Below are 15,349 nucleotides of genomic sequence, written 5' to 3' on the forward strand. Positions count from 1 at the left end.
GGCTGCGGCCGTACCGCCGGTGAGCAGCGCCACAGTGAGGGCGCCGGTGCCCAGCGCGCGGCCGTAGCGGTGGTGGCGGAGTACGGAGGTCATGGTTCTCTCCTGTCGCTCGATCGTCGCTCGATCGGACGTCATCCAGGCTGACCCGACTTCGCTCCGTCGGCCACTCGAAGCGCTCCGTGACCGCCCTTGGTGATCTGTGTACACGCAGGTCAGGGGCGTATTGCGGGAGTTTTCCGAAGGCCCTTTCCCGGCCCGGGGGGAGCGGTGGCGACCCTGTCCCGGGTTGCGCCATGCGGCGGGGTCCGGGTAGTGACCCGGCGGGCGCCGACAGGGGCTTCGCGGGGCCGCCCCTCACGGACGGCTCACCGACGTCTCGCGGATGCCCTACGGCAGCTCCCCGACCGCCCGCGGCAGCCGCAGTCCGAGCAGCCCGGTCACCGCGATCCCGCCCACCTGCGCGAGCAGCGTGACCAGCAGGGCGTCGCGCATGCCCAGGTGCGGGACCAGGGCGAGGAACAGCGTGCCCAGCGTGGCCACCCCCAGCGCGAGCGCCGACTGCTGGGCGGTGACCATCACCCCGCCGCCCACCCCGGCCCGGGCCGGCGGCACCTCGGACAGCACGATCCGCATGATGTTGGGGAGTTGGAGCGCCTGACCGGCCCCGGCCACGGCCATCCCCGGCACCAGCGCGACCACGTCCAGGTGCGGCCACCCGTGCCGGACGGCGAGCGCGATCAGCAGCACGCCGACGACCTGGACGACGGACCCGGCGCTGACCACGCGGGTGCCGTAGCGACCGATCAGCCGGGGACCGGCGAGGGAGGTGAACAGGAACGCCACGGCCATCGGCGCCAGCGCGAGCCCGGCCGGCACCGGACCGAGCCGGGCGCCCTCCTGGAGCGCCAGCGCGATCACGAACATGAAGCCGCTGAAGGCGACCGCGAACGGCACGATCAGCACCAGTCCGCGCCGCAGCGACACCAGCTCCAGCAGGCTCGGCGGCACCAGCGGGGTCCGCCCCGCCCGGTCCGCCCGCCGCTCCACCAGCCAGAAGGCGGCCGCCGCGAACGGGAACGCGGCCAGCGACAGCCAGGTCCACAGGGGCCAGCCCGTCGCCTCGCCCTCGGCGAGCGGGGCGAGCAGCGCCAGCAGGGACAGCCCGAGCAGCACGGTACCGAGCCCGTCGACGGGTTCCGGGTGCTGCGAGCGGGTCTCGGGCACCACCCGCACGGCGAGGATCAGCCCGAGGACCACCACCGGCACGTTGACCAGGAACACCGCGCGCCATCCGGAACCGGCGATGTCGGCGGCGACCAGGACCCCGCCGAGTATCTGCCCGGCCACCATGGCCAGGCCGGCCGTGGCGCCGTACAGGCTCATCGCCCGGGCCCGGCGCGCGCCCCGGGTGGCGGACTGGATGGTGGCGAGGACCTGCGGCAGCATCGCGGCGGCCGCGGCGCCCTGCGCCACCCGCGCGGCCACCAGTGACCAGGGGCCGGGCGCGAGTCCGCAGGCCAGCGAGGTCAGCCCGAAGGCCGCCATGCCGCCGAGGAACAGCCGGCGGCGGCCGAACAGGTCCCCGAGCCGGCCGCCGAGCACGAGCAGGACGGCGTACGCCACCCCGTACCCCGCGACCACCAGCTCCAGGACGGCCTCGCTCGCGTGCAGGTCGGCGCCCATGGTCGGCAGGGCCACGTTGACGATGAAGAAGTCGACCAGCGGCAGCGCCGCGGCCAGGAGGACGGTGAACAGTCCGAGCGCGCCGAGCGCGGGCGGCGCGGTCGCCCGGCGTACGGCGTCGACGGTGATGGTCTCACTCATGCCATCGAGCCTGCGGTCCGGCCCAGACGGGTACCAGAGTGTCCTCATCCTGGTACCAGGAGTACCTGGAAACAGGATGACCGTACCGGCACCCTGGAAGCATGACGAGCACGGTCACCGCCCGGCAGCAGGACACCACCGTCAAGGGCGCGGAGATCCGGCGGCACGAACTGGCCGCCTTCCTGCGCAGCCGGCGCGAGCGCATCAGTCCCGAGCAGGTCGGGCTGCCGCGCGGCCCCCGTCGGCGGACGCCGGGGCTGCGCCGCGAGGAGGTGGCGCACCTGTCCGCGGTCGGCGTCACCTGGTACACCTGGCTCGAACAGGCCCGCCCCATCCAGGTCTCCGTGCAGGTGCTCGACGCCCTCGCGCGCACCCTGCGGCTCGACGCCAGCGAGCGCGCCCACCTGTTCCAGCTGGCCGGCGCCAACGACCCGTCGCCCGCGGCGAGTTGTCCGAGCGTGACCCCGGCGATCCGGGAGATGCTGGAGCGCCTCGAACCGATCCCGGCCGCCGTGCAGAACAGCCGGTACGACATCGTCGCCTACAACCGCACCTACGGCCGCCTCATGGGCGACCTGGACGCGATCGCGCCGGAGGACCGCAACTGCGTGCTGCTCGCCTACACCAACGCCGACTGGCAGGCGGCGATCGTGCACCTGGAGGAGAGCCGGCGGCTGATGGCCGCCCGGCTGCGCGCCTCCCTCGCCGGTCATCTCGGGGAACCGGCCTGGAAGATGCTGCTCGCCCGGCTGGAGGAGTCGCCGGTGTTCCGGGAGCACTGGGAGCGCTACGAGGTGGTGCGCCACCGGTCCAGGACCAAGGAGTTCATCAACCCCTATGTGGGCCGCCTGACGCTGGAGCACACCGATCTGTGGCTGGCCCCCGAGGCGGGCTTCCGGATGGTGACGTACACGCCGCGGAACGACGAGACGCGGGAGCGTCTGGAGCGGCTCCACCTGCTGGCGCAGGGGAGCTGACGGACCGCCGGGGGCGGGTGGGCTTTCGGTAAAAGGTTCGACATCTGCGGTTCAACTGGGTTGTCCTGTGCATGACTCGCCCGATGGGATGCGCACGACCACTTCGGTCGTCACCGGATCTCTCAGGGGACTTCATGCACATAGCCCGTACCGGGCGAGGCGTCGCGGCCGCCACCGCGACCGCCGCCGCCCTCGTCGCCGCCGCGCTGGCCACCGCCGCCCCCGCAGGCGTCGCCGCCGCCCCCGCCGCCGTGCCGCACACCTTCGCGGCTCCGGCCGTCGCCGGGCACACCCTGGCCCACGACGTGGACAGCCCGATCTCCATCGCGCAGTGCCAGGCCAAGTGGCACATCAACTGCTACACCCCGTTGCAGTACCGCACCGCGTACCACCTCGACTCGCTGTACCGCAAGGGCGTCACCGGCAAGGGGCGCACGATCGTCATCGTCGACTCGTTCGGCTCCCCGACGATCCAGCACGACCTCGACGTCTACAGCAAGCAGTTCGGCATGCCGAGCACCAAGGTCGACGTGGTCAAGTGGGGCAAGGTGCCCCCCTTCGACCCCAAGAACTCCGACATGACGGGCTGGGCCGGCGAGTCCACCCTGGACGTCGAGATGGCCCACGCCGTGGCGCCGGGCGCGAAGATCGTCCTGGTGGAGACGGGCGTCGCCGAGACCGAGGGCGTCACCGGTCTGCCGGAGATGATGAGCGCCGAGAAGTCCCTGATCGACCACGGTGTCGGCGATGTCATCACGCAGAGCTTCGGCGCGACGGAGAACACCTTCCCGGGCTTCGACAAGGGCGACTTCTCCAGCATCCGCGGCCTGCGGTACGCCTTCGAGGACGCGGCCCGCAAGCACGTGACCGTGCTCGCCTCCTCCGGTGACGGCGGCGCCACCGACAGCACCGCGGACGGCAAGGGCTACTACAAGGAGCGGGTCAACTCCTGGCCCTCCGCCGACCCGCTGGTGACCTCCGTCGGCGGCACCCAGCTGCACCTGGACGAGCAGGGCAGGCGGATCGCGCCGGACAGCGTCTACAACGACTACGGCGCGGGCGGCGGCGGTCAGTCCCACGTCTTCACCCGGCCTGACTTCCAGAACGGCGTGAAGAAGGCCGTCGGCAGCCGCCGCGGCACCCCGGACGTCTCGATGGCCGCCGCGGTCAACGGCGGTGCCTGGGTGTACTCCAGCTACGACCCGACCGCGGTCGGCTGGGACGTCTACGGCGGCACCAGCGAGGCCAGCCCGCTCTTCTCGGGCATCGTGGCCCTCGCCGACCAGGTGGCCGGACACCGCGTGGGCGACATCAACGCGGCGCTCTACAGCCTGGCCAAGCACAAGGGCACCGGCGTCGTGGACGTCAACGACGGCACGGACAACAGCTACGCGGGCGTCACCGGCTACCAGGCCGTCGACGGCTACGACATGGCCACCGGCGTCGGCACGGTGGACGCGCCGGCCTTCGTCGCGGCGCTGGCGAAGGCCGCCCGCCACTGAGGCGGCCGTCCGGACACGAGTGAGCCGGCCCGGGTTCCGTACCCGGGCCGGCTTCGCCGTGCGGGGACCGCTACCGGCCGGCGGCGACCGTCTGCCGGATCTCCGTCGTCTCCAGCCGCTGCGCCGTCAGCTCGGCCGTGCGGTGGGCCCAGCGGCCGCTGGTGAGCAGGCCCAGGACCAGCACCGCGACACCGCAGACGGTGAGGATCCACCAGCCGGGACGGGCGGCGGAGACGAACGCGGTGCGGTAGGACGACGCGCCGATGCCGGAGGCGAGCACGGCGCCGATCACCGCGACGCCGAGGGTCTGGCCGAGCTGCCGGCTGGTGGAGGCGACGGCGGCGGCGACGCCGGCCTGGGTGCGGGGCATGCCGGAGACGGCCGTGTTGGTGATCGGCGCGTTGACGAAGCCGAAGCCGACGCCGAACAGGACGTAGCCGAGGAACAGGGTGACGTTCGAGGTCTCCGCCTCGAACAGCGCGAACAGGACGGCGCTCACGGTCATCGCGGTACCGGCGATCAGCAGCGGCACCCGGGGGCCGCGGGTGCCGACCAGCCGGCCGGACAGCGGCGCGCACAGGAAGGTCGGCACGGCCATGGGCAGCATCCACAGGCCCGCGTGCAGGGCGTCGAGGCCGCGCACGTTCTGGAGGTACAGCGTCGACATGAACAGGAAGCCGCCGAGCGCGGAGAAGGCGCAGATGGCGATCACGGTCGCCCCGCTGAACGGAGCGGAGCGGAAGAAGCGCAGGTCGATGAGGGGTTCGTCACGCCTCGGCTCGTACCAGAGCAGGGCCGCGAGGGCAGCGACGGCGATCACGAAGTACGGCGCGACCGAGGCGAGACCGGACTCCGGGGCCTGGATGATGCCGTACGTCAGCGCGCCGAACAGGGCGATGACCAGCACCTGCCCGGCCGGGTCGGGACGGCGGGCCTTGGGGGCGCGGGACTCCGGCACGAAGCGGAGGGTGAGCAGCAGGGCCGCGAGGCCGATCGGGAGGTTGATCCAGAAGATCGCGCGCCAGCTCACGGACTGCACGAGCAGCCCGCCGACCAGCGGGCCCGCGGCCATGGATATGCCGACCACCGCGCCCCAGGCGCCGATCGCGCGGGCGCGCTCACGGGCGTCGGTGAAGGTGTTGGTGATGATCGACATCGCGACCGGGTTGAGCATCGAGCCGCCCACCGCCTGGATCATGCGGAAGACGACCAGCAGCGACAGGTTCGGTGCGAGCGAGCAGAGCACCGAACCGATGGTGAAGACCGTGAGCCCGGCCATGAAGACGCGCTTGCGGCCGATCCGGTCGGCCGTGGAGCCCGCCAGCATCAGCAGCGAGGCGAGGACGAGGGTGTACGCGTCGATGGTCCACTGCAGACCCGAGGTGGTGGCGTGCAGATCGCGCTGCATGGAGGGCAGTGCCACATTCAGCACGGTGTTGTCGAGGCTCACGATCAGCAGGCTCATGCAGCAGATCGCAAGCACGAGCATGCGCCTGCGGTGACTCAACTCTGGCATAGCCGTCATCGTACGCCGATTTCGATAGTGCGTCTAACTAATGACTATTACACGGTCCCGGGCGGATCCGGGGCATCCGAGGGCCGGGCATCGCGGCCGGTGAGGGACAATGGGTTCTTGTCCCACGCCGTTCTTTCCGTTGTACAGCCGTTCCGGAGCCGTCTGATGACCCACCCGCTGACCATCGGCCCGCACGCCGTGACGCCGCCCGTGGTGCTCGCACCCATGGCGGGCATCACCAACGCCCCCTTCCGCACCCTGTGCCGGGAGTTCAGCGGGGGCAAAGGCCTGTTCGTCAGCGAGATGATCACGACCCGGGCGCTGGTCGAGCGCAACGAGAAGACCATGCAGCTGATCCGGTTCGACGCGAGCGAGACCCCGCGTTCGATCCAGCTGTACGGCGTGGACCCGGCGACCGTCGGCAAGGCCGTCCGCATGATCGCGGAGGAGGACCTCGCCGATCACATCGACCTGAACTTCGGCTGCCCGGTGCCCAAGGTGACCCGCAAGGGCGGCGGCTCGGCGCTGCCGTACAAGCGGAACCTGCTGCGGGCGATCCTGCGCGAGGCGGTCTCCGGCGCGGGCGACCTGCCCGTGACCATGAAGATGCGCAAGGGCATCGACGACGACCACATGACCTACCTCGACGCCGGGCGCATCGCCGTCGAGGAGGGCGTGACGGCGATCGCGCTGCACGGCCGTACCGCCGCCCAGCACTACGGCGGCACCGCGGACTGGTCGGCCATCGCGCGCCTGAAGGAGCACGTGCCCGAGATCCCCGTGCTCGGCAACGGCGACATCTGGTCCGCGCAGGACGCGCTGCGGATGGTCCGGGAGACCGGCTGCGACGGAGTGGTCGTGGGCCGGGGCTGCCTGGGCCGGCCGTGGCTGTTCGCCGACCTCGTCGCCGCGTTCGAGGGGCGCACCGACCACCAGCGGCCCACGCTGCGGGAGGTCGCCGACGTGATGGTGCGGCACGCGCGGCTGCTGGGGGAGTGGCTCGGGGACGAGTCCAAGGGCGTGATCGACTTCCGCAAGCACGTCGCCTGGTACCTGAAGGGCTTCGCCGTCGGTTCCGAGATGCGGGGGCGCCTCGCGATCACCTCGTCCCTGGAAGAACTGCGGGCCGGCCTCGACGAACTCGACCTCGACCAGGAGTGGCCCGCCGGCGCGGACGGCCCGCGCGGCCGGACCTCCGGCAACAACCGGGTGGTGCTGCCGGACGGCTGGCTGAAGGACCCGTACGACTGCGCGGGCGTGGGCGCGGAAGCGGAACTGGACACGTCGGGCGGCTGAGCCGCCGCCCGCCTGCCCTGTCCCGCGCCGCTCTTCGGTCCCGTCCGGCCGTCCGGCCGTCCGGCGCCGCTCCCGCCCCGGCTCAGGCGCCCCCCACCGCCGTCAGCAGCGCCAGTGGCGCCGCCGCCGAGCGGGACTCGCGGGTGCAGGCGTGCGGGTAGGGGACCGGTTCGGGGTGCGTGGAGCGCGGATAGCCGGCCAGCACCTCCGGGAGGCGGTGGCCGCCCGCCGTGGCGGCGTCGACCAGGGCGTGGGCGATGGTGCGGGCCTCGTCGTGCAGGCCGTAGCGGGCCAGGCCGAGGGCGATCAGGGCGTTGTCGTGGGGCCAGACCGAGCCGCGGTGGTACGAGAGCGGGTGGTAGGCGGGCTGGCCCGCGGCCAGCGTGCGCACGCCCCAGCCGGAGAAGAAGTCGGGCTCCAGCAGCCGGCGGCCCACCACCTCGCCGTACTCCTTGTCCAGCAGACCGGTCCACAGCAGGTGCCCCGCGTCGGAGGCCAGCGCGTCGATCCGGTGCCCCTCGCCGTCCAGGGCCAGCGCCGGGAAGGAACGGTCCGCCAGCCAGAAGTCCCGCTGGAAGCGGTCGCGCAGATCGGCGGCCGACTGTTCCAGCAGCGCCGCGTACGCCCCGTCGGACCACACCGTGCGCGCCACCCACGCCGTGCGGCGCAGCGCGTCGTACGCGTACCCCTGGGCGCCCGCGGCCATCACCGCCCCGCTGGGCCGGGTGCCGTCGGCGCAGCAGATCGCGCCCGGGGAGTCCTTCCAGTTCTGGTTGGCGAGGCCGCCCTCGTCCGCGCGGTAGACGAGGTAGCCGCGGGAGGTGAGGCCGCCGTGGTCCAGCATCCAGGCGACGGCGGCGCGGGCGTGCGGCTCCAGCCGGCGGGCGAGGGCGGCCTCGCCGGTCCGCTCGGTGTAGGCGCCGAGCAGGATCAGGAAGAGCGGCGTCGCGTCCACCGAGCCGTAGTAACGGCCGTACGGCACCTGCCCGAAGTGCGCCAGCTCGCCGTGCCGTACCTCGTGCACGATCTTGCCCGGCTGGGCGGCCCCGGAGACGCCGCCGCCGGTCGCCTGGGTCGCGGCGAGCGCGAGGAGGGTGCCGGCGGCCGGCCCGGGACGGTAGGGGAGCGCGAACAGCGAGGTGAGCAGGGCGTCCCGGGCGAGCAGCGTCAGGTACCAGGGGGCACCGCCGGCCGGCACCCGCAGCTCCTCCCCGTCCGGCCCGGTGGCCGGGATCTGGAGCGCCGCGAGGTCCGTGAGGCCGCGCGCGCAGGCCGCGGCCAGCTCCGGCCAGCCGGTCGGGAAGGCCACGCCCTCCACGAACGCGCTCTCCTCGGCGGTGAGTTGGCCGTGCACGGCGGCCGGGTCGCGGGGCACGCGCAGGGCGCGCCGGTCGCCGTGCGGGCGGGCCATCACCCGCAGCACGAGTTCCCGCGTGCCGTGCGGGGGCAGCTGGAGCGTCCACACCAGCCGGCGGGCGCCGGTGCCGGTCTCCTCCACGGCGTCCGGCGCCGGGTCGGCCGTGATGGTCGTGCAGGACCGCCATTCCGCGCGCCGGTAGGTGAACTCGATGCCGTCGTCCATGACGACCCGGGAGCGCAGGGCGCCCGCCTTGACGTAGGTGCGGTGGTCCGGGCGCAGCTCGAACTGGTCGGTGAAGTCCGCGTCGGCGGTGATGGCCAGCCGGATGGTGGTGGGCACCGGGCGGTTGCTGGTCACCCGCACCGTCTCCACGAACGAGCTGTCACCGACCGCCTGTTCGCGGAAGAGCGTGTGCGCCGGGGGCTCCGGCCGGCCGCCGCGCGGGACGAGGACACAGCGCGCGGTGCCGCCGTCCGCGACCGGCGTGAGCACCTCGGGCACCGCGCCGTCCACGGTGAGCTGCCAGCGGCTGAGATGGCGGGCGTCGCGCACGAACAGTCCGTCCGGGGAGCCGCCGCCCCGGACCCCGCTGATGTCGCCCCGCTCGCCCACGGCGGCGAACGTCGCGCCGTGCACGAGCAGATGATGCCGGTCGGTCATCCCCGGTCCCTTCCCTCGTCACTTGTGTCGAACGTGCCGGTGCCTGTCTTGGACACGCCCTGTGACGGGCGCTTGAGAAGCTCTTGGTGCAGGTCGAGTGCGAGGGCCGCGGTCCAGCCGAAGCCGCTCGCGCCGCAGGCCTCGCCCGTGAACGGGTCGACGTACTCCGCGAAGCCGGTCGCCTCGGCCAGCTCCAGCAGCGCTCCGCGCAGCGCGTCGGCCGTCGCCGGCTCGCCGTGCAGCCGCAAGCCCCGCTCCAGCAGCCAGCCGGTGTTGAACCAGGCCGGTCCCCGCCAGTACCGGTGCGGGTCGAACGCCTCCCCGAGCAGGTCGTAACTGGGCACCAGCCGGGTGCGGGAGCCGAGCCCGAAGTGGGGGCCGGTCAGCGTGCGGACGAGCGGGGCGGCCAACTCGCGGGGCAGGGAGGGCAGGAGGAGCGGGACGAGGCCGGCGACGCCGCGCTCCGGGAGCAGGCCGCCGCCGCGCAGGTCCCGGCACAGGAACATCCCCGCCTCCGGGCTCCACAGCCGGTCCACCAGCGCCGCCGTCAGCCGTTCGGCGCGGGCGTGGCGGGCGGTGGCGGTCGCGCCGAGCTCGGAGGCGATCAGCGCGAGGGCGTGTTCGGAGGCGACGAGCAGGGCGTTGAAGGCCGGGTCCTCGACGGCGAACTCGCCGTGCCCGTCGGCGTACCCGGCGTCCCGGTAGTCGGCGGCCAGCCGCACGTACCGCCCGTAGTCCAGGTCCGTCGGCCGGTCCTCGGGCGCGCCGTGGTCGAGGTCGGCGCGGCGGAAGGAGCGGGCCGGGGCCGGGGTGATCCGGGCGAGCGGGGCGTCCCAGCAGGGGCTGTTGTCCATCCCCTGCTCCCAGGGGTGGACGACGCACACCAGGCCGCCGCCGCCCAGGTCCCGGCGGTGCAGCAGATAGCGGTGCCAGGCGGCCAGCCGCGGGTAGACCCGGGCGAGGAAGCCCCGGGCGGCGGACAGACCGGGGTCGGCGCGGTGCACCAGCCAGGCCGCGAGCGCGTGCACCGGTGGCTGCACGATGCCCGACGTCTGTACGGTGCGCGGAGCGCCCGCGGCGCGTCCGGCGGTGGCGGAGCGCCAGAAGCCGGGGCCGGGGAAGTAGGCGCCGGGCGGGACGGAGGGGTTGAAGACGATGTGCGGCACGCGCCCGTCGGCCCACTGGGCGGCCAGCAGCGTCTCCAGTTCGGTCTGGGCGCGCAGCGGCCACAGGTGCCGCAGCCCGATCGCGATGAACGCCGAGTCCCAGGACCACTGGTGCGGGTACAGACGGCGGGAGGGGACCGTCGAGCTGCCCGTCCAGTTGGCGTCCAGTACCCGGGCGGCCCGGCTGCACAGGCGGCACCGGGACTCGTGCTGCGCGGCGCGGGCGATGAGTTGGGCGGTGCGGTCCACTCGGGGCTCCCCGGAGACGATGGTGTCCGGACGGCCGCAGGACCCTCGGGTTCGGTCGTGGCCGTCGTCGAGTTACGCCTATTTAACACGCAAAACCCACTATGTAATGCAGGGTTGGGAAACACAAGAGGGGGTGCGCATGGCCGGACGACCGAGCAGAACCGGGAACCACACCAGGAACGGCAGTCAGGCGGGCGCCGGTGATCTGCTCGAACTGGTGCGCCGCGGGCGGGCGGTGACCCGGGGCGCGCTGCAGGAGGCGACCGGACTGTCCCGCGCGACCGTCGGCCAGCGGCTGGACCGGCTGTTCCGGGCCGGCTGGCTGCGCGAGGGCGCCGGCGGCCCGGTCGGCTCCCCGCTCGGCGGACGCCCGTCCATCACCCTGGAGTTCGACGGCTCCCACGCGGTCGTCCTCGCCGCCGACCTGGACACCCGGCACGCCCGTGCCGCCGTGCTCTCGCTGACGGGCGAGATCCTGGCCGAGCACTCCGGCACCCTGGTGATCGAGGACGGGCCGGAGCCGGTGCTGGCCGAACTGGGGCGCTGGTGCGGGGCGTTGCTGGAGAAGGCCGGGCGGCGCGCGGGTGAGGTGTGCGGGATCGGGCTCGCGGTGCCGGGCCCGGTGGACAGGGAGACCGGCCGGGTGGTGCAGCCGCCGATGATGCCCGGCTGGGACGGCTACGACATAACCGGCCGCCTCTCCCGGGCCTTCACCGAGCACACCGGGGCGGCGCCGGTCCCGGTCCTCGTGGACAACGACGCCAACCTCATGGCCTACGGCGAACAGCGCGCCGGCCACCCCGACTGCGCGGCCTTCGTGCTGGTGAAGGTGTCCACGGGGATAGGCGCCGGGGTGGTGGTCGACGGCTCGATCTACCGGGGCGTCGACGGCGGCGCGGGCGACATCGGGCACATCAGGGTGGGCACGGACGCCTTGTGCCGCTGCGGTTCGTACGGCTGTCTCGCCGCGGTGGCGAGCGGGGGCGCCGTGGCCCGCAGGCTCGCGGCCTCCGGGGTGCCGGCCGCCTCCGGCTCGGACGTGCGGGAGCTGCTGGCGGCCGGGCACCCGGAGGCGGCGGCGCTGGCCCGGGAGGCCGGGCGCCGGGTCGGCGACGTGCTGGCGACCGTGGTCACGCTGCTCAATCCGGGTGTGCTGATGATCGCGGGCGACCTGGCCGGAACCCCGTTCCTCACGGGGGTGCGGGAGCTGCTGTACCAGCGGGCGCTGCCGCGTTCAACGGCCCACCTGGACGTGGTCACCTCCCGGCTGGGGGAGCGCGCCGGGCTCATCGGAGCGGGGGCCCTGGTGGTGGAGCACCTGTACGCGCCGGAGCGGGTGGAGGAGCGGCTGCGGGCGCTCGGGGTGTGACGGGGGCGCGGTCCGCGAGGCGGTCCACAGGGCGGTCCGGATGGTGAAATCCCGGGCTCTGTGGCAGCGTGATTCTCACCACCCCTGATAAGGGTTGCGCTCATATGAGCAGACAAATGGCGGCTGCACTTCTCAAAGGGTGGCACTGGGTGCCACCCTTTGATCGTTCATCGATCGAACTCAATCGTGGAAGCAGTCGCTCATCTGAGCGTCAAACCGAGCTTCCGAGTGAGTTTGCGTTCAAGAAGTGAAGACATAACCGTGGTCGAGCTTGCCAAGCTTTGACTTTCGATCCGCTGGCGGACGAGTGGTTACATGCGCATGACGCGCAAGTGGACGTACCCATGTGCCTTCGATCTGGGTATGTTCCTCGCCGTCAGGGCAGCCACCGTGGCCTCAAGGAGTCGAGTCCCGTGTCGGAAAACAAAGCACCCCACGCAGCGAAGTTCGTTTACGACTTCACCGAGGGGAACAAGGACCTCAAGGACCTCCTCGGTGGCAAGGGCGCGAACCTCGCCGAGATGACCAACCTGGGTCTCCCGGTTCCTCCCGGTTTCACCATCACCACGGAGGCCTGCAAGGTCTACCTGGAGAGCGGCGAGGAGCCGACGGCACTGCGTGACGAGGTCAGTGCGCACCTCGACGCCCTCGAAGCCCGCATGGGCAAGAAGCTCGGCCAGGCTGACGACCCGCTGCTGGTGTCGGTCCGTTCGGGCGCCAAGTTCTCCATGCCCGGCATGATGGACACGGTCCTCAACATCGGTCTGTCGGACAAGTCGGTGCAGGGCCTGGCCAAGCAGGCCGGCGACGAGCGCTTCGCCTGGGACTCCTACCGCCGCCTCATCCAGATGTTCGGCAAGACCGTCCTCGGCGTCGAGGGCGACCTCTTCGAGGAGGCGCTCGAGGCGGCCAAGGCCGCCAAGAAGGTCACGGTCGACACCGACCTGGAGGCCGCGGACCTGAAGAAGCTGGTCACCACCTTCAAGAAGATCGTCAAGAAGCAGGCCGGCCGCGACTTCCCGCAGGACCCGCGCGAGCAGATGGACCTCGCCATCAAGGCCGTCTTCGAGTCCTGGAACGGCGACCGCGCCAAGCTCTACCGCCGCCAGGAGCGCATCCCGCACGACCTCGGCACCGCCGTCAACGTCTGCTCGATGGTCTTCGGCAACCTCGGCCCCGACTCCGGCACCGGCGTCGCCTTCACCCGCGACCCCGCCTCCGGCCACCAGGGCGTCTACGGCGACTACCTCCAGAACGCCCAGGGCGAGGACGTCGTGGCGGGCATCCGCAACACCGTCGCGCTGGCGGAGCTGGAGCAGATCGACAAGAAGTCGTACGACCAGCTGATGCAGATCATGGAGACGCTGGAGAACCACTACAAGGACCTGTGCGACATCGAGTTCACGATCGAGCGCGGCCGGCTGTGGATGCTCCAGACCCGGGTCGGCAAGCGCACCGCGGGCGCCGCCTTCCGCATCGCCACCCAGCTGGTCGACCAGGGCCTGATCGACGAGACCGAGGCGCTCCAGCGCGTCACCGGCGCCCAGCTGGCCCAGCTGATGTTCCCGCGCTTCGACGAGAAGGCGAAGGTCGAGCAGGTCGGCCGGGGCATCGCGGCGTCGCCGGGCGCGGCCGTCGGCAAGGCGGTCTTCGACTCGTACACCGCCGTCAAGTGGTCCCGCTCGGGTGAGAAGGTCATCCTGGTCCGCCGGGAGACCAACCCCGACGACCTCGACGGCATGATCGCGGCCGAGGGCATCCTCACCTCGCGCGGCGGCAAGACCTCGCACGCGGCCGTGGTCGCCCGCGGCATGGGCAAGACCTGTGTCTGCGGCGCGGAGGACCTGGAGGTCGACACCAAGCGGCGCCGGATGACGGTGCCCGGCGGCCATGTGGTCGAGGAGGGCGACGTCATCTCCATCGACGGCTCCACGGGCAAGGTCTACCTGGGCGAGGTCCCGGTGGTCCCGTCGCCGGTCGTGGAGTACTTCGAGGGCCGGATGCACCCGGGCGCGGACGACGCCGACGAGCTGGTCGAGGCCGTGCACCGGATGATGGCCTTCGCCGACCGCAAGCGCCGGCTGCGGGTGCGGGCCAACGCGGACAACGCCGAGGACGCGCTGCGCGCCCGCCGTTTCGGCGCCCAGGGCATCGGCCTGTGCCGCACCGAGCACATGTTCCTCGGCGAGCGGCGCGAGATGGTCGAGAAGCTGATCCTCGCGGACACCGCGGCCGAGCGCGAGGCGGCCCTGTCCGAGCTGCTGCCCCTCCAGAAGAAGGACTTCGTCGAGCTGTTCGAGGCGATGGACGGGCTGCCCGTCACCATCCGCCTCCTCGACCCGCCGCTGCACGAGTTCCTGCCCGACATCACCGAACTCTCCGTACGGGTGGCCCTGGCCGAGTCCCGCCAGGAGCCGCACGAGAACGACCTGCGCCTGCTCCAGGCCGTGCACCGGCTGCACGAGCAGAACCCGATGCTGGGCCTGCGCGGCGTCCGCCTCGGCCTGGTCATCCCCGGCCTGTTCGCCATGCAGGTCCGCGCGATCGCCGAGGCGGCCGCGGAGCGCAAGGCGGCCAAGGGCGACCCGCGCGCGGAGATCATGATCCCGCTGGTGGGCACGGTCCAGGAACTGGAGATCGTCCGCGAGGAGGCCGACAAGGTCATCGCGGAGGTGCAGACGGCCACGGGCACGGAGCTGAAGCTGGCGATCGGCACGATGATCGAGCTGCCGCGCGCCGCGCTGACCGCCGGGCAGATCGCGGAGGCGGCTGAGTTCTTCTCCTTCGGCACCAACGACCTCACGCAGACCGTCTGGGGCTTCAGCCGCGACGACGTCGAGGCCTCCTTCTTCACGGCCTACCTGGAGAAGGGCATCTTCGGCGTCTCCCCCTTCGAGACCATCGACAAGGACGGCGTGGGCTCCCTGGTGAAGGCCGCCGCGGAGGCCGGCCGGCGCACCCGGCCCGACCTCAAGCTCGGCGTCTGCGGCGAGCACGGCGGCGACCCGGAGTCGGTCCACTTCTTCCACGAGGCCGGCCTCGACTACGTCTCCTGCTCCCCCTTCCGCATCCCGGTCGCCCGCCTCGAAGCGGGCCGCGCCGCGACGCAGTCCACGGGCAGCGACCACCGCTGATCCCGGCCGGGACCCGGACCCCGGGCCCGCCGTCGGTCCCCGACCCTCATCCGATCGACGGCGGTCCCGGCCCACGAAAAAGGAGGGGCGGCACCCTGTGCGGGGGTGCCGCCCCTCGGCGCGTTCCCCGCGGGGACCGCCCCGGACCCCGGTCCGCCGGTGGTCGGCCGATGCAGGGCGTTCGGCGTGCGGCATCGAGGCCACGGCGGGCCGCCCGTCGCGTCACAGACCGTCCGTCCCGAGTGACACACCGCAGTAACACCCCTTTCGTAATCGCCGCGCATGGTTGATCGTTG

General features: G+C 72.5%; 9 protein-coding genes. 5 read left to right on the forward strand and 4 right to left on the reverse strand.

Annotated features, from left to right (window positions below; genetic code table 11):
- Nucleotides 1-387: 387 nt before the first annotated feature.
- Nucleotides 388-1,824, reverse strand: a complete 1,437-nt coding sequence (locus FRZ03_RS26850) for an MFS transporter (protein ID WP_146467715.1) — start codon at nucleotides 1,822-1,824, stop codon at nucleotides 388-390.
- Nucleotides 1,825-1,925: 101 nt separating this feature from the next.
- On the opposite strand from FRZ03_RS26850, the gene FRZ03_RS26855 reads away from it, so the two are divergent.
- Complete coding sequence (locus FRZ03_RS26855) at nucleotides 1,926-2,801, forward strand: helix-turn-helix transcriptional regulator (protein ID WP_146467716.1); 876 nt, start codon at nucleotides 1,926-1,928, stop codon at nucleotides 2,799-2,801.
- A 134-nt stretch (nucleotides 2,802-2,935) separates the two neighbouring features.
- On the forward strand, nucleotides 2,936-4,303 hold the full coding sequence (locus tag FRZ03_RS26860; protein ID WP_146467717.1) for a S53 family peptidase: 1,368 nt from the start codon (nucleotides 2,936-2,938) through the stop codon (nucleotides 4,301-4,303).
- A gap of 70 nt (nucleotides 4,304-4,373) precedes the next feature.
- Here the strand turns inward: FRZ03_RS26860 and FRZ03_RS26865 are convergent, their stop codons facing one another.
- On the reverse strand, nucleotides 4,374-5,819 hold the full coding sequence (locus tag FRZ03_RS26865) for an MFS transporter (RefSeq protein WP_146467718.1): 1,446 nt from the start codon (nucleotides 5,817-5,819) through the stop codon (nucleotides 4,374-4,376).
- A gap of 165 nt (nucleotides 5,820-5,984) precedes the next feature.
- Here FRZ03_RS26865 and dusB point away from each other — a divergent pair, with 165 nt between their 5' ends.
- Nucleotides 5,985-7,115 carry a tRNA dihydrouridine synthase DusB gene (gene dusB, locus FRZ03_RS26870; RefSeq protein WP_146467719.1) on the forward strand — a complete coding sequence of 377 codons (1,131 nt, stop codon included), beginning with the start codon at nucleotides 5,985-5,987 and terminating at the stop codon, nucleotides 7,113-7,115.
- A gap of 82 nt (nucleotides 7,116-7,197) precedes the next feature.
- Here dusB and FRZ03_RS26875 read toward each other — a convergent pair whose 3' ends face one another.
- Together FRZ03_RS26875 and FRZ03_RS26880 are read right to left on the reverse strand one after the other, a co-directional pair.
- Nucleotides 7,198-9,135, reverse strand: a complete 1,938-nt coding sequence (locus FRZ03_RS26875) for an amylo-alpha-1,6-glucosidase (RefSeq protein ID WP_146467720.1) — start codon at nucleotides 9,133-9,135, stop codon at nucleotides 7,198-7,200.
- A complete protein-coding gene (locus tag FRZ03_RS26880) occupies nucleotides 9,132-10,550 on the reverse strand; it encodes an MGH1-like glycoside hydrolase domain-containing protein (RefSeq protein ID WP_146467721.1) in 1,419 nt (472 codons plus the stop codon). Before FRZ03_RS26880 ends, FRZ03_RS26875 begins: the two co-directional genes overlap by 4 nt.
- Before the next feature lie 139 nt (nucleotides 10,551-10,689).
- Between FRZ03_RS26880 and FRZ03_RS26885 the strand changes: the two genes are divergently transcribed.
- Together FRZ03_RS26885 and ppdK are read left to right on the forward strand one after the other, a co-directional pair.
- A complete protein-coding gene (locus FRZ03_RS26885) occupies nucleotides 10,690-11,919 on the forward strand; it encodes an ROK family transcriptional regulator (protein ID WP_186785628.1) in 1,230 nt (409 codons plus the stop codon).
- A 413-nt stretch (nucleotides 11,920-12,332) separates the two neighbouring features.
- Nucleotides 12,333-15,053 (forward strand): pyruvate, phosphate dikinase, encoded by a 2,721-nt coding sequence (ppdK, locus tag FRZ03_RS26890; protein WP_146467722.1) that lies wholly within the window; start codon nucleotides 12,333-12,335, stop codon nucleotides 15,051-15,053.
- Nucleotides 15,054-15,349 lie beyond the last annotated feature (296 nt).

The sequence above is a fragment of the Streptomyces misionensis genome (assembly GCF_007896895.1).
In the GTDB taxonomy this organism is placed as follows: Bacteria; Actinomycetota; Actinomycetes; order Streptomycetales; family Streptomycetaceae; genus Streptomyces; species Streptomyces misionensis_A.